17 protein-coding genes are annotated in these 20,313 nt (G+C 69.9%); 6 read left to right on the top strand and 11 right to left on the bottom strand.

Annotation, left to right across the window (positions count from 1 at the left end):
- Window positions 1–94: 94 nt before the first annotated feature.
- Window positions 95–625, top strand: a complete 531-nt coding sequence (locus ATM97_RS22740; protein WP_308248587.1) for a MarR family winged helix-turn-helix transcriptional regulator — start codon at window positions 95–97, stop codon at window positions 623–625.
- Between the two features lie 7 nt (window positions 626–632).
- Here ATM97_RS22740 and ATM97_RS22735 read toward each other — a convergent pair whose 3' ends face one another.
- The 6 genes from ATM97_RS22735 to ATM97_RS22710 all read right to left on the bottom strand — a co-directional run bounded on the left by ATM97_RS22735 (window position 633) and on the right by ATM97_RS22710 (window position 6,971).
- Window positions 633–2,210: a regulator gene (locus tag ATM97_RS22735; protein WP_218720079.1), complete on the bottom strand. Its 1,578-nt coding sequence runs from the start codon at window positions 2,208–2,210 to the stop codon at window positions 633–635.
- Window positions 2,211–2,226: 16 nt separating this feature from the next.
- Complete coding sequence (locus ATM97_RS22730; RefSeq protein WP_218720078.1) at window positions 2,227–2,916, bottom strand: cysteine hydrolase family protein; 690 nt, start codon at window positions 2,914–2,916, stop codon at window positions 2,227–2,229.
- Window positions 2,913–4,298 carry an allophanate hydrolase gene (locus ATM97_RS22725; RefSeq protein WP_218720077.1) on the bottom strand — a complete coding sequence of 462 codons (1,386 nt, stop codon included), beginning with the start codon at window positions 4,296–4,298 and terminating at the stop codon, window positions 2,913–2,915. The genes ATM97_RS22730 and ATM97_RS22725 overlap by 4 nt, the downstream gene beginning before the upstream one ends.
- A 57-nt stretch (window positions 4,299–4,355) precedes the next feature.
- Complete coding sequence (locus ATM97_RS22720) at window positions 4,356–5,027, bottom strand: GntR family transcriptional regulator (protein ID WP_218720076.1); 672 nt, start codon at window positions 5,025–5,027, stop codon at window positions 4,356–4,358.
- A gap of 41 nt (window positions 5,028–5,068) precedes the next feature.
- The gene (locus ATM97_RS22715) at window positions 5,069–6,004 is read right to left on the bottom strand and encodes a hypothetical protein (protein WP_218720075.1); all 936 of its coding nucleotides are present in this window, start codon (window positions 6,002–6,004) and stop codon (window positions 5,069–5,071) included.
- A gap of 100 nt (window positions 6,005–6,104) precedes the next feature.
- Window positions 6,105–6,971, bottom strand: coding sequence for an IclR family transcriptional regulator (locus ATM97_RS22710; protein WP_218720074.1), 867 nt, complete (start codon window positions 6,969–6,971; stop codon window positions 6,105–6,107).
- A 153-nt stretch (window positions 6,972–7,124) separates the two neighbouring features.
- Here ATM97_RS22710 and cysD point away from each other — a divergent pair, with 153 nt between their 5' ends.
- Genes cysD through ATM97_RS22685 form a run of 5 tightly spaced genes read left to right on the top strand, consistent with a single transcriptional unit; the run spans window position 7,125 to window position 13,030 of the window.
- Complete coding sequence (cysD, locus tag ATM97_RS22705) at window positions 7,125–8,030, top strand: sulfate adenylyltransferase subunit CysD (RefSeq protein ID WP_218720073.1); 906 nt, start codon at window positions 7,125–7,127, stop codon at window positions 8,028–8,030.
- Window positions 8,030–9,883, top strand: coding sequence for an adenylyl-sulfate kinase (gene cysC, locus ATM97_RS22700; RefSeq protein ID WP_218720072.1), 1,854 nt, complete (start codon window positions 8,030–8,032; stop codon window positions 9,881–9,883). Before cysD ends, cysC begins: the two co-directional genes overlap by 1 nt.
- Entirely contained in the window at window positions 9,880–11,097 is a 1,218-nt protein-coding gene (locus tag ATM97_RS22695; RefSeq protein WP_218720071.1) for a hypothetical protein, read from the top strand. Before cysC ends, ATM97_RS22695 begins: the two co-directional genes overlap by 4 nt.
- Window positions 11,094–11,879 (top strand): SDR family oxidoreductase, encoded by a 786-nt coding sequence (locus tag ATM97_RS22690; RefSeq protein WP_218720070.1) that lies wholly within the window; start codon window positions 11,094–11,096, stop codon window positions 11,877–11,879. Before ATM97_RS22695 ends, ATM97_RS22690 begins: the two co-directional genes overlap by 4 nt.
- Before the next feature lie 17 nt (window positions 11,880–11,896).
- Window positions 11,897–13,030 (top strand): sulfotransferase, encoded by a 1,134-nt coding sequence (locus tag ATM97_RS22685; RefSeq protein WP_218720069.1) that lies wholly within the window; start codon window positions 11,897–11,899, stop codon window positions 13,028–13,030.
- 8 nt (window positions 13,031–13,038) lie between these two features.
- On the opposite strand, the gene ATM97_RS22680 is transcribed toward ATM97_RS22685, so the two are convergent.
- The 5 genes from ATM97_RS22680 to ATM97_RS22660 all read right to left on the bottom strand — a co-directional run bounded on the left by ATM97_RS22680 (window position 13,039) and on the right by ATM97_RS22660 (window position 20,244).
- Window positions 13,039–14,820 (bottom strand): exonuclease domain-containing protein, encoded by a 1,782-nt coding sequence (locus ATM97_RS22680; RefSeq protein ID WP_218720068.1) that lies wholly within the window; start codon window positions 14,818–14,820, stop codon window positions 13,039–13,041.
- Between the two features lie 131 nt (window positions 14,821–14,951).
- Window positions 14,952–15,926 carry a hypothetical protein gene (locus ATM97_RS22675; RefSeq protein ID WP_218720067.1) on the bottom strand — a complete coding sequence of 325 codons (975 nt, stop codon included), beginning with the start codon at window positions 15,924–15,926 and terminating at the stop codon, window positions 14,952–14,954.
- A gap of 201 nt (window positions 15,927–16,127) precedes the next feature.
- The gene (locus tag ATM97_RS22670) at window positions 16,128–18,110 is read right to left on the bottom strand and encodes an acetoacetate--CoA ligase (RefSeq protein ID WP_218720066.1); all 1,983 of its coding nucleotides are present in this window, start codon (window positions 18,108–18,110) and stop codon (window positions 16,128–16,130) included.
- Entirely contained in the window at window positions 18,107–18,853 is a 747-nt protein-coding gene (locus ATM97_RS22665) for a 3-hydroxybutyrate dehydrogenase (RefSeq protein WP_218720065.1), read from the bottom strand. Before ATM97_RS22665 ends, ATM97_RS22670 begins: the two co-directional genes overlap by 4 nt.
- Window positions 18,850–20,244: an MFS transporter gene (locus ATM97_RS22660; RefSeq protein ID WP_218720064.1), complete on the bottom strand. Its 1,395-nt coding sequence runs from the start codon at window positions 20,242–20,244 to the stop codon at window positions 18,850–18,852. Before ATM97_RS22660 ends, ATM97_RS22665 begins: the two co-directional genes overlap by 4 nt.
- Window positions 20,245–20,313 lie beyond the last annotated feature (69 nt).

Here is a 20,313-nt window from a genome sequence, read left to right as displayed (position 1 = left end):
TCACGAGGGAGACTATTTCAGAAACTTAACTAATAGGCAATGTCGCAGGATCCGGACGCTAAGCTCGCAGCCGGACAGTGAGAGGAGACAGTGCGTGGGCGAGGACATCGCGGAGCCCGATCCGGCCGTCGACCGGACGGAGCTGCAGACCGAGATCGCCCGGGATCTGCGCGCGCTGACCGCGATCTCGGAACAGATCGGCCACGTCTTCGCACGGTCGAACAATCTGCGCCCGAACGACTTCCGCGCCCTGATGCACGTGGCGACCGCCGACGCCGAGGGCGCGCCGGTCACCGCAGGCCAGCTGAGCAAACTCATGGGCGTGTCCGCGCCCGCGGTGACCTATCTGGTCGAGCGGATGATCGAATCCGGCCATCTCGCGCGAGTACCCGATGCCACCGATCGGCGGCGCGTCCATCTCGGCTATACCGAGGACGGCATGGCCGTGGCGGCCGGATTCTTCGGCCCGCTCAGCGCGCGCGTCCGGGCGGCGCTGGCGGATCTGCCCGACAGCGATCTGGCGGCGGCCCACCGGGTGCTGGTCGGAGTGACGGCGGCGCTGCGCGAGTTCTACACCGAACTCCCGGAGCCCGGACAGTCCGCGGACCAGCACGGCACCGGCTGAGCGGCGATCAGGTCTCGTCGACCGCCGCCGGTTCGGTCGCGGCCGAGGGCACCAGTGAGTAGGCCAGGCAGACGATCGCGAAGAACGCGTACCCGAGGGCCACTTGCGGCGCGGCCGCCCACTCGACCGCGTGGGCGTGGATGAGACCGATCCAGCTCAGTACCGCGCCGATGAGCGCGGCCAGTCCCGCGGCGCGGAAACGCTTGTCGAGAACGAAGGTGACGATCGCGCCGAGCACGAGACCGGCCAGCACCGCCCCGGAGCCGAACGTCTTCAGCCCGTCGTACACCACACCGGCCTGGCCCAGCGCCGCCGACCCGACCTTGTCGGCCGAGGTGCCCGCCGCCGACAACGCGTTGTCGATCTGGGTTACCGCCCACTCCGCGAGATTGGGCAGCAGGGCGGCGACGACGGCCACCGCGTGCAGTCGTGGCACCGCCTGGAAGGCTTGGGCGCCGATCAGCAGGCCGATGTAGAGCAGGATCGGCACGATCGCCGGAATCGGCAGCAGCGTCGCCAGCACTCCGAACAGGCCGAGCAGGCACATGACGCCGAGGGTCAGGCCGCTGGCCAGCGAGTATCCGGTGCGCCCGCCGGCGTCCTTCCAGCCCGGGTGGCCGATGTAGACCGCGGGCGGGAACGGGGAGCCGAAGCCTGCCCCGATGATCGCGCCGAAGCCGTCGGCCAGCAGGACGCTGCGCAGGTTGTAGTTGTCCCCGGCCGCCGCGGCGCTCTCGACATTGCTCATCGCCTCGGTGAAGTTGTAGATGCCGAGCGGAATGGCGGTGGCCAGCAGCGGCGCGAGGTTGCTCAATCCGTCGAACAGCAGATCCAGGCGCAGATCCGGCAGGCCCAGCGCGATATCGCTCGCCGCCTGCGCCACATCGGGTGCGGACATGTAGCCGCCGATCCAGCCGATCGCCGTGCCCACCAGCAGCGCCACCAGCCCGACCGGGATATTGCCCGGCAGCTTCACATCGGTGAAGAAGCCGATCAGGATGATGGCCAGCACGGGCAGACCGATCCAAGCCACCTCCCACATCTGTGCGGCGGGCCGCATCGCGATGAAGGTGATCGAGATGCCGGCGAGGGTGCCCAGCATCGCGGCGCGCGGGGTGACCCGGCGGATGGCGGGCCCGACGAAGGCGCCGATCATCACGATCACCCCGATCATGAACGCCCAGGCCAGCCCGGCCGCCCACGCCCGCAACGGATCTCCGGTCGTCAGGTAGATCGGCAGCATCACCACGAACACGACGATGAACATGTGCGGCACACTCGGTCCGTACGGCAGTGCGGTGACGTCGCCGCGATTCTCCCGCCGGGCCAGCCGCCGCGCGAGGATTATGTAGTAGAGATTGCCGAGCACCAGCGCGACCGCGAGCGCGGGCAGCACGGTGCCCAGGACATCACCGCTGGGGATCCGCACCACGGCGATGGTGAGCGTGGTGAGGGTCAAGACGTTGACCAGGATATTGAACGCCAGACCGAAGAAGGCATTGGTGTCACCGCGTGTCCACCACGGAAGCACCAGGGGCGCAGGAGGTTCGGGGGCTTTGCTGGTGGTGGTCGTGTCGACGGACATGGGCTGTTCCTGTTCGCTAGGCCGTGACTGGTGAAGCGGTGGTGGCCGTCAGCGCGGTGACGACAGCGGTCGAGTCGGCGACCCACCCGAAGATCCCGCCCTGGGCGGCGATCATCGCCAGCCCGACGCGCTGGAACTCGGGGAAGTAGGAGCCGACGCAGTCGGCGACGACCAGGCACTCGTAGCCGCGATCGTTGGCCTCGCGGACGGTCGTGTGCACGCATACCTCGGTGGTGACGCCGGTGACGAGCAGCGAGGTGATCGCGAGCCGGTGCAGTACCTCGCCGAGCTCGGTCGCGTAGAACGCGCCTTTGCCCGGTTTGTCGATCACCACCTCGCCCTCGATGGGCGCGAGTTCGTCGATGATGTCGTGTCCGTACTCGCCGCGGATCAGGATCCGGCCGAACGCGCCCGGGTCGCCGATCCGCTGGGACGGGGTGCCGCGCCGCAATTTCGCGGGCGGGCAGTCCGAGAGATCGGGCAGGTGCCCCTCCCTGGTGTGGATCACCGGTATGCCGGTGGCGCGCGCGGCGGCGAGCAGCCCGGCCAGCGGGTCGATGACCGTCCGCAGCAGCGCGACATCGTTGCCGAGACTCTCGCCGAAGCCGCCGGGGAGCAGGAAGTCGCGCTGCATGTCGATCACGAGCAGCGCGGTCGTGGCCGGGTCGAAGGGGAACGGTGCCGGGGTGGCGGGGATCTCGGTCATCGGTGGTCCTCGAGGACGGTGGCGGGTGACGGGGTGACAGCGCGGGGTTCGTCGAGCAGGCGGGCGGCGGCCGCGAGCACGACATCGTCGGCCAGGGCGGGCCCGAACACCATGAGCGAGACCGGCCTGCCGTCGCGGGTGGTGCCCGCGGGCACGGCGACCGCGGTGAGGTCGAGCAGGTTGCCGAAGTGGGTGTAGTGCCCGAGGACGGTGTTGGTCGCGATCGGGTCGGCCAGGACCTGCTCGACGGTGAAGGTGGTGCCGATCGTCGGGACGATCACCACGTCGAAGTCCGCCCACAGCCGGCCGACCCCGGCCCGCAGCTCCTGCAACCGCTGCTGCGCGCGGAACACCTCGACCGCGGTGAATCGCTGCCCGCCGGTGAGGATCTCGCGGATCACCGGCAGCATCGAGTCGGGCCGCTCGGCGAGGAAGGTCTCGAACTCGACGAGTCGCTCGGCGACCCACGGGCCCTGGTAGAGCAGGGCGCCGGCGTCCAGGAACGGCGTCAACGTAGTCTCCACGCAGTCGAAGCCGGAGCGCGGCAGGCGATCCCGGGCCGCCAGGTGGGCGACGCGCATCGCCTCGTCGCCGAAGAACTCGAGCTCGGTCGCGGCGGGCAGGCCGACCCGGATCGGTGCGCCGCGATAGCGCGGCCCGCGCGCCCGCGTCCACGGATCGTCGTGGTCGATCCCGGCGATGATGTCGAAGACCAGGTCGAGGTCCTCGACCGTGGTGGCCATCAAGGTCAGGCAGTCCAGCGATCGACAGGCGGGCACCAGCCCGACGGTGCTGATCAACCCGCGCGACGGCTTCCAGCCGACGATCCCGTTGAGCGCGGCGGGCACTCGGCCCGAGCCCGCGGTGTCGGTGGCGACGCAGAACGGCACCTGCCCGAGCGCGACCGCCAGCGCCGACCCGGAGCTCGAGCCACCGGAGATGAGATCGCCACCGAACACGCTGCGCGGCACCGGATACGGCGTCCTGGTGCCGTTGAGCCCGGTCGCGAATTGATCGAGGTTGGTCTTGCCGACGAACAACGCGCCCGCGTCGAGCAGCCGCTGAACCGCGGGCGCGGTGCGGGTCGCGGTGTAGCCGTAGTCCGGGCAGGCCAGCGTGGTCGGGTAGCCGGCGACATCGATACTGTCCTTCACCCCGAACGGGACGCCGTACAACGGCAGCGCCCGCGCCCCCGGCCTACGCTCGATCTCCGCCGCGGCGGCGAGCAACGCGGCGCGCGGCACCGGGGTGATCCAGGTGCCGTCGTCGCCGCGCGCCGCGACGGCGTCGGCGACCCGCGCGGCCGTTCTGGTCGGCGAACCGTTGCCGTCCTGGTGCTGGGCGAGGATTTCCGTGACCGTGGGGCCTGCCGAACCGATCATGTTGTCGATTGTCGACAAAATGTGTGACGACCGAAGGCGCCGTCTGTATCGGATGTGTTAGCAGATACCGAGTTTCAGGTATGTTTGCTCGCCGTGCTGTCTCAGCGCGGCCTCCGCGGTCGCCGGGTCGTTCGAGGCCACCGCGGCCAGCAACTCCTGGTGGCGGCGCACACCCTCGCGGCGCGCGGCCACCTCGGTCTCCTGTCGCAGATTGCGGGCCATCGCCAATTGCAGCTTCACCAGGATCTGGCCGTACACCTGGTCGAGCTGCCGATTACCTGCCAGCGCCACGATCTCGGCGTGGAAACGGCGGTGCGCGTCGTCACGGGCGACCCAGTCGCCGCGCCGGTCGGCCTCGGTCAGCTCGTCGAGTGCCGCGCGCACTCCCCCGAGCCCACGATCCAGGTCGGCGTGGGGCAGCGCGGTGGTCAAGGCATGGCGCTCCAACGCCCGGCGTACTTCGAACAATTCGACGATGTCGGACGCCGACCACACCACCACCCGGTAGCCCCGTCGCGGCAGGTGCTCGATCAAGCCCTGTTCGGCGAGGCGACGCAGCGCCTCGCGGACCGGCGCCCGGCTGATCCCCAACCGCGCGCACAGCGCCTCCTCCCCCACTCGCGCGCCCGGGGCCAGTGCGCCGCTGAGCACCTCGGCCCGCACGTGCCGCGCCGTCATCTCCACCAGACTCGCCGGTAGCACAGTCGAATCGGATGCCGCTGCCGTCATAGGTCGAGTCTACGAACACCGCGGCCGCGCGGCTTCCGCCGCTAGACCAGGCGCAGACTGGTGACGAGCTTCTCGGCCTCCTCGGCGCTCAATTCCCCGCTCGTGTTGCGGTCGACGAGGATGGTCAGCACGAGCAGGGTGCCTGCGGCATTGCGGAAGGCGAAGGTGTAGACCGAGTAGGCATCGGCCGTGCAGCCGGAGAGCTGGGGCTTCCACGGTCCCGTGCTCTCCACGAACTGTCCGGCGACGCCGCTCCGGGTGGTCAACGACCTCGGCGTGGTGAGCTTGCCGCCACTGGGATCCGAATATCCGCCCTCGGCAGCGATTTTCGCGACCGTCTTCGCCGCGGCGGCCGGATCGGACTCCGTGCTCGTGGTGACCGCGGCCATCGCCCGATAGGCGGAGCCGGGGCAGTACTTCTCGCCCTCGGTCGACTGGCCGCGGCCGTCGATGGAACCGCTCGCGGTGGTGAAGCTCATCGTGTCGTAGGAGGGGGCGACCGACCAGGTCGACGGCACGTCGTAGGCGACCCGATAGGTGGGAATGAGCACGCCCTTCGCACCGGGGGTCACCGGGGCCGTGGTGGTGCCCGACAGCGACCCGGTCGGCACCGCCGCGGAGGTGACCGATGTCGGGGACGCGGTGGTGTCGTCGGACGAGCGCGTTCCGAGCACGACGGCCACGATGCCCACGACGACGACCAGCACCGCCACGACCACCACGGCGATGATCACGCCCGCACCGCCACCACCACGGCGCGGCGGACCCGGAGAGGGCTGTGGCACATAACCGTACGGTGGCTGCCCGTAGCCCTGCGGCGGCGCACCGTACTGGGGTGGCGGATATTGACCCTGGTGCGGCTGGGGGTATCCGTAGGGCTGCTGGGGCGCGGGCTGCGCGTACGGTTCCGGACCGGTCTGCGGCTGCTGCCCCGCCAGGCCCGGCGCCTCCCACCAGCGATCGCTGTCGTCCGCCACGTCGAGTCCTCTCCTGCCACCTGCCGCGACCATCCGGCGGTCAGGCTCTCCCCGTCAGCGTAACGGCGAACGGCCGGGCTCGGGTGGTCCGGCCGGTGGGTCAGGCCGGATGGATCGCGTGCGCGCCGATCCGTTCCGCGGCAGCGACAGTCGCCGCGCCGAGCTCGTTCAGCGCGGCGGCCGACAGGCGGGTGTCGGGGCAACTGACCACCGCCGCCACCACCGCGCCGCTCGCGTCGCGCACGGGCGCGGCGAGGGTCACGACCGCGTTCTCCTGACCCAGTTCATCGGGCAGGTAGTCGATGGTGATCAGCTCGGTGATGACCGAGCCGAGTTGGGCGCGCAGCGCGGCGGTGATCGGCGTATCGCGCAGTCCGGCGAGTACCTCGAGCATGGGCGTGGAGTCGTCGACGAGCCGTTCGACGGAGTAGCCGCGCTCCCGGATCTCGGCGAGTACGCGGGTCAGGCGATCGCGGTGGGCCGGGTCGGCGGCTGCCAGCCACGCGGCCCGGACAGATTCGGGCGCCCAGGCGACGAACTCCCGGCAGACCGGCGGCGCGATCGGGAGCCTGCGTCCCGCGCGGATCCAGTCCGCGGACGGGTCGCCGACCACCTCGGTGACCACGATGCTGTCGCCGTCGCGTTCGGCGAGGAACACCGGATCGCCGGTGCGTTCGCACAGTGCGCGCAGGTGGGGCGCCGCGGTGCGGCGCAGCGGAAACGCCGCTTCGGCGCGCCGTGCGACGGTGAGCAGGCGCAGGCCGATGCCGTAGCACCCGTCGTCGTCGCGGACGGTCCAGCCGTCGGCGGTGAGCTGGGTGAGCACCGCGTGCGCGGTCGCCCTGGACAGCCCAGCCTCCCGCACGATGCGCGCCAGCGACAGCCGGTCCCGCGGATGCCGCGACAGCAGCTCGAGCACCTTCACGACCCGCTGGGTCGGCGGCGACGCCACCTCGGCCGCGCTCATCGCAGGCACCGGGTCAGGGGTCACCTCTTGACCGGCGCGCTCGGCCCGGCTTATCGTCGGTGTCACAATATCGAACAATAGCGTCGAATATTCGACAACGCAACTCGGCGGATCGGATCCGCCGGCGGCGCACACAGCGAAGTGGGTGAACGAGTGCAGACGGGGTACGAGCTGTCGCACCTGGCGGCCTTGGAGGCCGAGTCGGTGCATATCTTCCGGGAGGTGGCGGCCACCTTCGAGCGACCGGGACTGCTGTTCTCGGGTGGCAAGGACTCGGCGGTGCTGTTGCATCTGGCACGGCGGGCGTTCTGGCCGGCGCCCCTGCCGTTCCCGCTGTTGCATGTGGACACGGGGCACAATTTCGACGAGGTCATCGAGTTCCGTGATCGGACCGCCGACCGCACCGGCGCGCGCCTGCTGGTCGCCTCGGTGCAGGACGACATCGACGCCGGCCGCGCGGTGGAACGCCCCGGCGGCACCCGCAACCCGCTCCAGACCACCACCTTGCTGCGGGCGATCGGCGAACATCGCTTCGACGCCGTGTTCGGCGGGGCACGCCGCGACGAGGAGAAAGCGCGGGCCAAGGAGCGGGTGTTCAGCTTCCGCAACAGGTTCGGCGAATGGGATCCGCGCGCACAGCGTCCCGAGGTATGGAACCTCTACAACGGACGGCACCAGCAGGGCGAGCACATCCGGGTGTTCCCGCTGTCGAACTGGACCGAGCTCGATATCTGGGAGTACATCGATCGCGAAGCGGTCGAGCTCCCGACGCTGTACTACGCCCACCGGCGCCGCGTCGTCGAACGCGACGGCATGCTGTTGTCGGCGGGCCGATTCATCACCCCGCAACCGGGCGAGCGCACCTTCGACGCCACCGTCCGTTTCCGGACCGTCGGCGACGCCACCTGCACCGGCTGTGTCGAGAGCGAGGCCGACACCGCGGCGAAGGTGATCGCCGAGACCGCCGCCACCCGGCTCACCGAGCGCGGCGCCACCCGCGCCGACGACCGGATCTCCGAGACCGGCATGGAAGACCGCAAGCGAGAGGGCTACTTCTGATGAGCCGCAACCTGTTACGTCTGGCGACCGCCGGCAGCGTCGACGACGGCAAGTCGACCCTCATCGGCAGACTGCTCTACGACTCCAAGTCGCTGTTCGACGACCAGCTGGCCGCGATCGAACGGGTCAGCACCGAACGCGGCGGCGACGCGGCCGACCTCGCGCTGGTGACCGACGGGCTGCGCGCCGAGCGCGAGCAGGGCATCACCATCGATGTCGCCTACCGGTATGTGACGACACCGCGCCGCAAGTTCGTCATCGCCGACACGCCGGGTCACGTGCAGTACACCCGCAACATGGTCACCGGCGCGTCCACCGCCGATCTGGCGCTGATCCTGGTCGACGCCCGCGCCGGGGTGTCCGAGCAGACCCGCAGGCACGCCTTCCTGGCCACCCTGCTGGGCGTACCGCACCTGGTGGTGTGCGTGAACAAGATGGACCTGGTCGACTGGTCGCAGGAGCGATTCGAGGAGATCAGGGCCGAATTCGCCGCGTTCGCCGCGAAGTTGACCGTCGGCGACCTCAGCTTCGTGCCGGTCTCGGCGCTGCTCGGCGACAATGTCGTCGAGGGTTCCGAGCACATGGACTGGTATCCGGGACCGCCGCTGCTGCGCCACCTCGAGGACGTGCACATCGCCTCGGACCGCAACCTCATCGACGCGCGGTTGCCGATCCAGTACGTCATCCGGGCTCAGCAGGGCCTCGATCACCGCAGCTACGCCGGTACCGTCGCGGGCGGCATCTTCAAGCCCGGCGACGAAGTGGTGGTGCTGCCCGCCGGGCACACCTCCCGGGTGCGCGAGATCTGGGGGCCCGGCGGCGGCAAGGTCGACGAGGCGTTCACCGGCATGGCGATCTCGCTGACCCTCGACGACGAGATCGACATCGGCCGTGGCGATCTGCTGGCCCGGCCGGGCAATCGCCCCCAGCAGGGCGCCGATCTGGACGCGATGGTGTGCTGGTTCTCCGAGACCGCCCAGTTGCGCGCGGGCGGACGGTATCTGGTGCGCACCGCGGCGCAGACCTCGCCCGCCGAGGTGACCGCCATCGACTACCAGCTCGACGTCAACACCCTGCACCGGCTCGAGGACGTGGAAGCGTTGTCGCTCAACGACATCGCCCGGGTGCGCCTGCGCAGCCGCCAGCCGCTGCTGTTCGACCCGTACCGGGAGAACCGCCGCACCGGCAGTTTCATCCTGATCGACCCGGTCACCGACCAGACCGTCGCCGCGGGCATGGTCACCGGACGCGACACCGGCGCGCACGCCGCACCGGCGACGGTGGTCTGGCATCGCTCGGCGGTCGGACGCGACGATCGCGCCCATGCCGGGGCCACGATCTGGCTGACCGGCCTGTCCGGCTCCGGGAAGTCGACCATCGCCGTGGAGGTGGAGCGTCAGCTGGTCACGGCGGGCCGGGCCGCCTACCTGCTCGACGGTGACAACCTGCGGCACGGACTCAACGCGGGCCTGGGCTTCTCCGCGGCCGACCGGGACGAGAACGTGCGCCGGGTCGCCGAGGTCGCCGCGCTGTTCGCCGATTCCGGCGCGATCGCGATCGTGTCGGTGATCAGCCCGTTCGCCGCGCAGCGGGCCAAGGCGCGCACCACCCACGCCGAGCGCGAGCTGCCGTTCCACGAGGTGTTCGTCGATACGCCGCTGCCCGAATGCGAACGCCGCGACCCCAAGGGCCTCTACGCCAAGGCCCGCGCGGGCGAGCTGCCTGGCTTCACCGGTGTCGGTTCGCCCTACGAGCGACCCACCGACGCCGATCTCGTCATCACCCCCGATCTCGGCTCCCCCGCCGAGATCGCCGCCCATATCCTCCGAGAGCTAGGAATCGCAGACCGTTGACCCACTCCAGCACCGCCACCGAAGCCGGGAGCACCGCGCCACCGGAGCCGCTGACCGCGCCGTTCACCGCCGCGGTCGCCCAGGCCGAAAAGCTCATCGCCGGCGCCGAATTCGTGCGCAGTGACGCCGACCTGGCCGAGGGCTACGACTACCTCGCCGCGAGCGTCGCCGCCTGCCTGCGCCTGTCCGGTGCGCACGGCACCAGTCATCCGTACTTCGTGTCCTCGACCGGGCCCTACGCAAAGATGGGCCTGGACAATCCGGACACCCTCTACTACCACGCGAACATCGAACCCGACGCCGAGTACGTGGTGAGCGGTGTGCGCGGCAGCACCGTCGACCTCAGTTTCCAAGTACTCAAAGGCGATTACACCGCGACCGACGTCCCCGGCGGTGCGGACGCCTTCGACGACCGGCGGATCCCCATCGCCGCCGACGGCAGCTTCTCGATCCGGTTCGGCCCCGCCAAGCCGGACGCCGGTCCGGGCTACTTCGCCCTCGGTGAGGGCGCGTCGATGCTGGCGGTGCGCGAGGTCTACAGCGACTGGACCGAGCGCAAGGGCTCGATCCGGATCGAGCGCGTCGACACGATCGGTACCGCCCCGGTGGAGCCGGATCTCGCCCGGATGCGCAAGCGCTACGGCGCGGCGGCGAAGATGCTGCTGACCAGGGTGCACACCTGGTTCAACTTCCCGAAATGGTTCTACCTCGACCTGCCGGTGAACACGCTCACCGCGCCCCGGCTCACCCCGGGTGGCCTGAGTACCCAGTACTCCTCGGTGGGCCACTTCGACCTGGCCGACGATCAGGCGCTGGTGATCACCGTGCCGAAATCCGACGCACCGTATCAGGGTTTCCAGCTCGGCAGCCTCTGGTACATCTCGCTCGACTACGTCAACCACCAGACCAGCCTCAATCACGCCCAGGCCCAAGTGGATCCGGACGGCCTGATTCGAATGGTGGTGAGCAAGCAGGATCCCGGCATCGCGAACTGGATCGAGACCACCGGCCGCACCCGGGGCATTCTGCAGTTCCGCTGGCAGCGCACCGACCGGCCGATGACCGAAGCCGACGGCCCGACGGTCACGGTGGTCCCGGTCGCCGAGGTCGCCCAGCACCTTCCCCATTACACAGACAACCGGATCGACGCCGCCGGCTGGCGCGACCGGATCGCCGCCCGGCAGCGGGCTTTCGCAGAGAGGATGCTCGGATGAGCGGGGCACTGTTGGATGGCAAGGTCGTCGTCGTGTCCGGGGTCGGTCCCGGACTCGGACGATCGATCTGCCTGGAGGCGGCCGCCGCGGGTGCCACAGTGGTGCTGGCGGCACGGACCGAATCGCGGCTGCTCGAGGTAGCCGCCGAGATCGAGGCCGCCGGCGGCGCGACCCTGAGCGTGCCCACCGACATCACCGACGACGCCGCGGTGCGGAACCTGGTGTCGCGGACCGTCGAGACGTTCGGCCGGGTCGACGCGCTGGTCAACAACGCGTTCTCGGTGCCGTCGATGAAGCCGCTGGACCGCACCGATTTCGACCACATCCGCTCCAGCCTGGACATGACGGTGCTGGGCGGCCTGCGCATGACGCAGGCGTTCACGCCCGCCCTCGCCGAGGCCAAGGGCGCCGTGGTGATGATCAACTCGATGGTCGTGCGGCATTCCGAACCGCGCTACGGCAGCTACAAACTGACCAAGGCGGCACTGCTGGCCATGTCGCAGACGCTGGCCACCGAACTCGGCGGCAAGGGTGTGCGGGTCAACAGCGTGCTGCCCGGCTACATCTGGACCGACCAGCTGAAGTGGTATTTCGGGCAGGTCGCCGAGAAGTACGGCATCACCGTCGAGCAGGTGTACGAGCAGACCGCCGCGAAGTCCGACCTGAAGCGGCTGCCCGAACCCGACGAGATCGCCCGCGCCGTGGTGTTTCTCGCGTCCGACTGGTCCTCGGCGATCACCGGCCAGACCCTCGACGTCAACTGCGGCGAATACCACAACTGAGCAAGGAGCTCCCTTCGATGACCGTGCGCACCGATGTCGGCACCGTGGCCGACCTGCACGCCTCCGCCACCAAACTCACCGGTCTCACCGATTTCGGGGCCGACGACTACACCGAGGCGCTGCAGGTGCTGCTCGACTCCTACCGTGACGAGGCCGGGCTCACCGAGCTCGGCAGCAAGATGTCGCGGTTCTTCCTGCGCGGCACGCTCGTGGCCCGCGCGCTCAGCGAGGCCGCGTGGGCGGCCAACCCCGGCTATGTCGACACCCCGGTCACCCGGCCGATCTTCGTCACGGGTCTGCCCCGCACCGGCACCACCGCGCTGCACCGGCTGCTGGCGGCCGATCCGGCCAACCAGGGGCTGGAGATGTGGCTGACCGATTTCCCGCAGCCGCGTCCGCCGCGCGAGACCTGGTCGGAGAATCCGGCCTACCAGCAGATCGACGCCGGTCTGCGTCAGCACCAGGTGCAGAATCCGGAGTTCATGGGTCTGCACTACATGAGCGCCTCCGATGTGGAGGAATGCTGGCAGCTGCTGCGGCAGTCGGGCACCTCGCATTCCTACGAATGCCTGGCCTATGTGCCGAGCTACTCGCGGTGGCTGGCCGCCCAGGACTGGACGCCCGCCTACACGCGGCATCGTCGCAATCTGCAGCTGATCGGCATGAACGACAGCAGGCGCTGGGTGCTCAAGAACCCCAGTCACCTGTTCTGTCTGGATGCGCTGCTGGCGGTCTACCCGGACGCGATCGTCATCCAGACCCACCGCGATCCGGCCACCATCATCCCGTCGGTGTGCAGCCTCAACGAACACGCCACGCGCGGCTGGTCGACCACCTTCACCGGCGAGACCATCGGCCGCACCCAGCTCGACCTGTGGGCCCGCGGTCTCGCCGCATTCACCGCCGCGCGCGCCCGTCACACCGACGCCACCTTCATCGACGTCGACTTCGACGACCTGCGCGCCGATCCGTTCGGCGTGGTCGAACGGATCTACACCCGCATCGGCACCGACTTCACCGAGGAGGCCCGCACCGCCATCACCGCCCTCGACAACGAGAGCCGCACCGGCGACCGCAAACCCACCCACCACTACTCCCTCGCCGACTACGGCCTGACCGAGGAGATGGTCGCCGAACGCTTCGGCGGCTGAGGGACGCGCTATTCGACCTCGACCCCGTACCCACGGGCCAACGCGGCGAGGTCGGACTCGTAGCCCTGTCCGACGGCGCGGAACCGCCAGGTCTCGCCCCGCAGATACAGTTCGGCGAGCAGTAGGGTCCGTTCGACCGTGGCCGCGTCCATCGTCGAGCGGATCACCGCGCTCGATTCTGGGCCGGTCGCGACATCGACCTCGACGGCGCCGACGTCGCCGAAGGTCACGCCGGGCGCATCGAGGGCCGCCGCGAAGACCACGCGGGAGCAATGCTCGGGAAGCTCGTCGAGGAGGACCGCGATCGACTGCTCGGTCGGCCCTTCCTCGGCGAGCCTGGCTCCCGCGGCGATCGGCTGGTTGTAGAACACGAAATCGGCCGGACCGGCGACCTTTTCCTCGGTATCGACGAGGAAGGCGACCAGGTCGACGGCGGCGGCGCCGAGCTGGTTCCAGGTGGCGCGCAGGGTCCAGGAGTCCGAGTCGATCGGCAGATCGATCACCTGGCCGCGCGCCAACACGGTCGGCTCGGGGGCCGTCGGTTCCGGGACTCCCGCCGCCGGCTCGGATTCCGCCGCCGGCGACCGGGTGAGCAGTTCCAGCCCGTGCAGCGCGAGCCCGAGGTCGGTCGCCTTCCGCACCCGGCGATCCGCGTCGCCGCCGGGCAGGAGCAGCAGATCCGTCACGGTGGCCGACAAGTTGACGGCCGCGGATCCCCCGAGCTCCACGACCCGGGTCCTGGTCTGCGCGGCTTCCTCGTGCGTACCGCCGAGCACCAGAACGCGGTGACCGGACAGCGGCCCCGACGGCACGGCGACCCGACGACGCGAGACCGGCGCCGCGGTCCGGGCAGTCCTGGGCCGGCCTGGTTCGATCGTCGCGAGCAACTCGATGAAGCGCGGCTCGTCGATGACCGGAGTCCGGTGCTGGATCGCCCTGCGTGCCTTGCCGGTCCCGGAATCCGGCGCGTTGGTGACGAGCACACTCGTGCGACCGCTCACCACGCTGGTCACGTCGAGCCCGGCAGTCTCGGCGCGCGACACCAGCTCTTCGCGGTCGATCCGGGTTTCGCCGGTGAACGCGACCTTCATCCCTTGACGCAGTGGCGCCGACGGCTCCCAGCGTCCCGGGTAGGCGTACGCGCACGGCGGCTTGGGGCCGCTTCGCTCGACAGGCCACACAGAATCCGCGCGCCTGTCCGCTGTCGGCTCGCAGGAGAGCAACGGCGGCGCGATGCCCAGGCGAGCCGCGTCGGCCACCAGTGCGCGCAGCACGTTCACGAGAACACGGGTGTCGTCGAGCGCATCGTGCGCTTTCCGCTGTGGCACACCGTAATAGGTGGCCAGGGTCGCCAGCTTGTAGTCCGGGGTCGGTAGCGCGACGCGGCGAGCGAGCGCCAGCGTGCACAGCCGACGACGGACCGGAAGCACTCCACCTGCCCGTTCGAACTCACTGGCCAGAAACCCGAAGTCGAACATCGCGTTGTGCGCGACCAGGACCCGCCCGGCCAGCATCGCGGCCAGCTGCTCGTGCACATGCGCGAATCGCGGTGAGCCACGCAGCACTTCGGCGGTGAGCCCGTGCACATGCACCGGGCCCGGGTCGCATTCGGGGTCGAGCAAGGTGTGGAACTCGCGCGTCACCTGTCCGGTGCTGTCCAAGGTCAGCGCGGCGACCGACAGGACCCGGTGCCGGTGCGGTCGGAGTCCGGAGGTTTCGACATCGACCACGGTGAACTCACCGAATCCGGAGGCCTGCTGCTGCACGTCGACCCGTGTCATCCCCTGCATGAGCATCGCATCGTAGACGAGTTCGGAAATGTTGCACTCGAACTCGAGAACGATCGTGCGACAAAGGTTGTCGCCCGCTGCACGAGCGCCGGTCGACGCCTGTCAGCGGGTGGCCGCGGACAGCACTCGCATCACGTCCGCGGGCCGAAGAACTCGGCGCGGGCGGCGTCGATGCGTGCCTGTGCTTGGGCGGCGCCTTGAAAGCTCACCGCGGCCGATCCGCCGCCGGCCAGCCCCAGCGCGAGAAGTCCGCCGATCACCGAGAGCAGGTCCGGTTCGGGCAGGAGGCCGGTGTCGCTGGTCGGCCGCACATCGTGCGCGGGAGCCGCCCCGCCGCCGCCTGGGCTCTGCGCCGCGGGGGGATTTCCTACTGCCCCGGGCGCTGCCGCTCCCCCGGGCGCCGGTGCTCCGGCAGCCGCACCACCCGGCCCCGATCCCGCGGGCGGGGCACCTCCGCCGGGTGGACTCGCCGGTGCCGACCCGCCCGGTTCGGCGGCATCCGGTTCGGCGTCCCCGGGTGCGGCGGGCTCGGGGTCGGGCTGGGCTGGTGCCGACGGAGCTTCGGGAGCCGGGCCTTCGGGAGCGGCTTGCTGGGCCGGCGCTTGCGGCTCGGGAGCGTTGCCCGGATTCGGGTTGCCGCCCTGGTTGCCGCCGCCGTTGCCCTGATTCCCGTTGCCGCTGCCCGGGTTCTGATTCCCGTTGCTGCCGGAATTCCCGTTGTTGCCCTGGTTGCCTTTCCCATTTCCCTGGTTGCCGTTTCCGCTGCCCGGGTTCTGATTCCCGTTGCTGCCGGAATTCCCGTTGTTGCCCTGGTTGCCTTTCCCATTTCCCTGGTTGCCGTTTCCGCTGCCGGGGTTCTGGTTGCCGCTGTTGCCGACGCCGTTACCCTGGTTGCCATTGCCGTGATTGCCGCCCCCGTTGCCGTGGTCGCCCGGGCCGGCAACCAACCAGGGATCCGCACTCGTCGTGAAACCGTTCCCGGCGGGTGCTCCCGCGACGCCGATCGCCGCACTGGCGACCAGACCCGGCTCGGCGCCCGCGACCCCGCCGTATCCGAGCAGACCGAGGACACCGGCGGTCCCGGCCACCACGACTGTTCGTCTCATCCGACCGACCGTCACGCGCCTGCCCTCCCGTCCTCACTGGTCCAGCCCACACCATTGCGGTCGCCGCCGACGGCCGGCACGTTACGTCTCGTGCCGTCCGCCGCGCCGGACGACCGTCGCGCACGCCCGCGGACCAGCCCTGATCCGCCTCGGATCCCGCGGGCTGCCGTTCGGGCAGGTCGCGGGTTCCCAGCGATCGTGTCATGGCCGCCGCCCGGCAGGGTCGCCGGCCGGGCGCAGACGTCGACGGCGGATCTGGGCGTACCAGTCGAGCAGAGCCGGGTGATCGACGGTGGTCGGGTCGAGAACGTCCGAGGGATCCGCGCCCTGCAGGATTCGCTTGACGGGGACCTCCAGCTTCTTGCCGGTGCGGGTGCGGGGCACGCCCGGCGCGGCCAGGATGTCGTCGGGGACGTGGCGGGGCGAGACGTCGGTGCGGATGGTGGCGGCGATCCGGGTCCGCAGCGCCTCGGTGAGGGTGGCACCGGCCGGGAGGACGACGAACAGGGGCATCCAGTAGCCGCCGTCGGGCTGTTCGGCGCCGATGACCAGGGAGTCGACGATCTCGGGAAGCTGTTCGACGGCCTGGTAGATATCGGCGCTGCCCATCCGGATGCCGTGCCGGTTGAGGGTGGAGTCGGAGCGGCCGTGGACGACGACACTGTGATGCTCGGTGACGGTGATCCAGTCGCCGTGCCGCCAGACGCCCGGGTAGGTCTCGAAATAGGCGGCGCGGTACCGCGATCCGTCGGGGTCGTGCCAGAAGCGCAGCGGCATGGACGGCATCGCCGCGGTGACGACCAACTCGCCGACGGCGTCGTGCACGGGTCGGCCCGCGTCGTCCCATGCCGCCAACGCGACACCGAGATAGGGGGCGGACAACTCCCCGGGCCACACCGGGACGGTGCGCACCCCACCCGCGAAGGCCGACACGATGTCGGTGCCGCCACTGATCGAGGACACCGGGATGTGGTCGCCCACATTGTCGCGCAACCACAGCGACGACGACGCGGGCAGCGCCGAGCCGGTGACCCCGATCAGACGCAACGCGGCCAGGTCGTGGTCGCGTCGCGGCACGGCTTGCGCCTTCGCGCACGCGAGGACGTAGCCAGGGCTGGTCCCGACCACGGTCGCGCGCACCCGAGCGGCGATGTTCCACAGCGCATCCGGGGCGGGCGCGGTCGGGCTCCCCGGATAGCAGACGATGGTCGCGCCGACCAGCAGCCCGGCGACCTGGTAGTTCCACATCATCCAGCTCGGGCTGGTGTACCAGAAGTAGGTGTCGTCGCGGCCGAGATCGGACTGCAGGGCCAGCGCTTTGAGATGTTCGAGCAGGACACCGCCGTGGCCGTGCACGATGCCTTTGGGCAACCCCGTGGTGCCGGAGGAGTACAGGACCCACAGGGGATGATCGAAGCCGACCTGCGCGGTCTCCGGTGCCGTGCCCGCCGATCCGGTCGCCTCGTCCCAGCCGAGCGTGCCCTCGACCGCGTCGCCGAGCCGGGACACCAGCACGGTCGCGCGCAGCTCGGGCAGTGCGGCACGCAGTGCCGCGATCTCGGCGAGTTTGCGGTGTTCCTTGCCGCCGAAGCGGTATCCATCGCAGGTCACGAGCACCTTCGGCGCGAGCTGGCCCAGCCGGTCCAGTGCGGCCTTCGCCGTGTAGTCCTGCCCGCACGCACTCCAGATCGCGCCGATACTCGCCGTCGCCAGGAACGCGATCACCGCCTCGGCGATGTTCGGCAGGTAGCCGACTACTCGATCCCCGGGCCCGACCCCGATCCCGCGGAGAGTAGCGGCGAATCCGGCGGCGCGGCTGAGCATCTCGGCCCACGACAGTTCCGACATCGCACCGTCCTCGTCGATGGTGACGATCGCGGGCCGATCCGTGCGCGCCTGCCGGATCACCTGATCGACGTAGTTCACCCGCGTGCCCGGAAACCAGCGCGCGCCGGGCATTCCGGTGTCGGCCAGGACTTGCGCGGACCGCTCGCCCAGCTCGAAGTAGTCCCAGACCGCCCCCCAGAACCCGGCCAGGTCGTCGATCGACCACTGCCACAGTGCCCGGTAATCCGGGACCTCGACCCCGTGCCGAGCGGCCACGAACCGCGCGAAATCGGTGATCCGCGCCCGCGCGATGTCCTGCTCTCCCGGCACCCACTGCGCCGCTGTCACGCTGGTCATCGCGCGCTCCACCCACCGTCCATGACATACGAGGATCCGGTGACCATGCCCGCCTGGTCGGAGGCCAGCCATCCGACCAGCGCCGCCACCTCCTCGGGCTCGATCAGCCGCTTGATCGCACTCTCGGTGAGCAACACCTTCTCCACCACTTCCCGCGCGGGAATGCCGTGCGCGGCGGCCTGTTCGGCGATCTGCTTGTCCACCAGCGGAGTGCGCACATACCCGGGATTGACGCAATTGCTGGTGACGCCGCGCGGGCCGCCCTCGAGCGCGGTCACCTTCGACAGTCCTTCCAGCGCATGCTTGGCCGTGACGTAGGCGACCTTGTAGGGCGAGGCGCGCAGGCCGTGCACCGAGGACACGTTGACGATGCGGCCGAAACCCTGGGCGTACATATGTGGCAGCGCCGCGCGGATCAGCAGGAACGGCGCTTCCACCATGAGCGTCTGGATCAGGCGGAACCGGGCGGGCGGGAAGTCCTCGAGCGGGCTGACGGTCTGCACGCCCGCGTTGTTGACCAGGATGTCCACCGACAGGCTCAGTTCGGTGAGCGCGTCGACGTCGAGCAGGTCGACGGCCCAGGCGTGCCCGCCGATCTCGGCGGCCACGGTCTTGGCGCCCAGCTCGTTCACGTCGGCGACCGTCACCTCCGCGCCCCGCGCGGCCAGCTCGTGGGCGCAGGCCGCGCCGATGCCGCCGGCCGCGCCGGTGACCAGCGCCGTGCGTCCGATCAGGTCGCTCATGCCGCGACGACCTTCGTCGACACGACCGCCGGGGCGCTCGCCGTCTCGGCCGCGTCCGCGGCATCCAGCGATTCCAGGTCGATGCCCTTGGTCTCCTTCGCGCACAGCACCGCGATCACCGTGATCGCCGCCGCCACCGCGAGGTACACCGCGATCGGGACCGAGGAGCCGTAGGAATCGAGCAGCTTGACCGCGATGATCGGGGCGAGCGAGCCCGCCACGATCGAGGTGACCTGATACCCCAGGGACACACCGGAATACCGCATCCGGGTCGGGAACATCTCGGCCATGATGGCGGGCTGACCGGCGTACATGAGGCCGTGGAAGACCAGGCCGATGATGATCGCGGTCAGGATCAGCAGGCTGTGGCCGGAGTCCATCAGCGGGAAGGCGAAGAAGCCCCACGTCGCCGCGGCGAGCGCGCCGGCGAGATAGACGGGCCTGCGGCCGAACCGGTCACCGAGATGACCCGCCAGCGGGATCACCGCCATGTGCACGGCGTGCGCGGCCAGCAACCACCACAGGATCGTCGTGGTGTCGGCGTGCACGTGCACCTTCAGGTAGGTGATCGAGAAGGTGACGACCAGGTAGTACATGATGTTCTCGCCGAAACGCAGCCCCATGGCGGTGAAGACGCCGCGCGGGTACCGGCGCAGCACCTCGAACACGCTGAACGACGTGGCCTTCGCGTGCTCCATCTGCCGCTGCGCCTCGACGAAGATCGGGGCGTCGGTGACCTTCGTCCGCACGTAGTAGCCGACCAGCACCACCACCGCCGACAGCCAGAACGCGACGCGCCAGCCCCAGCTCAGGAACGCGGCATCGGACAGCGTCGAGGTGAGCACGAGCAGCACCACCGTGGCGAGCAGATTGCCCGCGGGCACACCGGCCTGCGGCCAGCTCGACCAGAACGCGCGACTGCGGCTGGGACTGTGTTCGGCCACCAGCAAGACGGCGCCGCCCCATTCGCCGCCGATCGCGAAGCCCTGGATGAAGCGCAAGGTCACCAGCAGCGCCGGGGCCCAGTAACCGATCTGGGCGAAGGTGGGCAGACATCCCATCAGGAAGGTCGCGCCACCGACCAGGACCAGGCTCAACTGCAGCAGCTTCTTGCGGCCGTAGCGGTCACCGAAGTAGCCGAAGACGATGCCGCCGAGCGGGCGCGCGGCGAAGCCGACGGCGTAGGTGACGAACGCGGCCAGGATCGCGTCCAGATCGCTGGTGCCCTTGGCGAAGAACACCTTGCTGAAGACGAGGGTGGCGGCGGTGCCGTAGAGGAAGAACTCGTACCATTCGACGACGGTGCCTGCCATCGAGGCGGCTACCACTCGGCGCAGACCGCTCGGGGCGCGGTCCTCGCCGGCCGCCGGGGTCGCATTGCGGACGCTCATCACTGCTCCTTGGTGATCGGGGCCACATCACGCCGACAGTGTGATGTGGCCCACTAGCAATGCGAAGAG

This window comes from Nocardia sp. MH4 (assembly GCF_019266065.1).
GTDB classification, from domain to species: Bacteria; Actinomycetota; Actinomycetes; order Mycobacteriales; family Mycobacteriaceae; genus Nocardia; species Nocardia canadensis.
The sequence above is the reverse complement of the archived record's forward strand: the minus strand, read 5'-3'. Positions and strand labels throughout refer to the sequence as shown.

What these genes read in the sequence shown, in the direction of transcription:
- ATM97_RS22735 (WP_218720079.1), bottom strand. Translation starts at nt 2,210, where the DNA reads ATGTCCGTCGACACGACCACCACCAGCAAAGCCCCCGAACCTCCTGCG.
- ATM97_RS22730 (WP_218720078.1), bottom strand. Translation starts at nt 2,916, where the DNA reads ATGACCGAGATCCCCGCCACCCCGGCACCGTTCCCCTTCGACCCGGCC.
- ATM97_RS22725 (WP_218720077.1), bottom strand. Translation starts at nt 4,298, where the DNA reads ATGATCGGTTCGGCAGGCCCCACGGTCACGGAAATCCTCGCCCAGCAC.
- ATM97_RS22720 (WP_218720076.1), bottom strand. Translation starts at nt 5,027, where the DNA reads ATGACGGCAGCGGCATCCGATTCGACTGTGCTACCGGCGAGTCTGGTG.
- ATM97_RS22710 (WP_218720074.1), bottom strand. Translation starts at nt 6,971, where the DNA reads ATGAGCGCGGCCGAGGTGGCGTCGCCGCCGACCCAGCGGGTCGTGAAG.
- cysC (WP_218720072.1), top strand. Translation starts at nt 8,030, where the DNA reads ATGAGCCGCAACCTGTTACGTCTGGCGACCGCCGGCAGCGTCGACGAC.
- ATM97_RS22690 (WP_218720070.1), top strand. Translation starts at nt 11,094, where the DNA reads ATGAGCGGGGCACTGTTGGATGGCAAGGTCGTCGTCGTGTCCGGGGTC.
- ATM97_RS22685 (WP_218720069.1), top strand. Translation starts at nt 11,897, where the DNA reads ATGACCGTGCGCACCGATGTCGGCACCGTGGCCGACCTGCACGCCTCC.
- ATM97_RS22680 (WP_218720068.1), bottom strand. Translation starts at nt 14,820, where the DNA reads ATGCAGGGGATGACACGGGTCGACGTGCAGCAGCAGGCCTCCGGATTC.
- ATM97_RS22675 (WP_218720067.1), bottom strand. Translation starts at nt 15,926, where the DNA reads ATGAGACGAACAGTCGTGGTGGCCGGGACCGCCGGTGTCCTCGGTCTG.
- ATM97_RS22670 (WP_218720066.1), bottom strand. Translation starts at nt 18,110, where the DNA reads ATGACCAGCGTGACAGCGGCGCAGTGGGTGCCGGGAGAGCAGGACATC.
- ATM97_RS22665 (WP_218720065.1), bottom strand. Translation starts at nt 18,853, where the DNA reads ATGAGCGACCTGATCGGACGCACGGCGCTGGTCACCGGCGCGGCCGGC.
- ATM97_RS22660 (WP_218720064.1), bottom strand. Translation starts at nt 20,244, where the DNA reads ATGAGCGTCCGCAATGCGACCCCGGCGGCCGGCGAGGACCGCGCCCCG.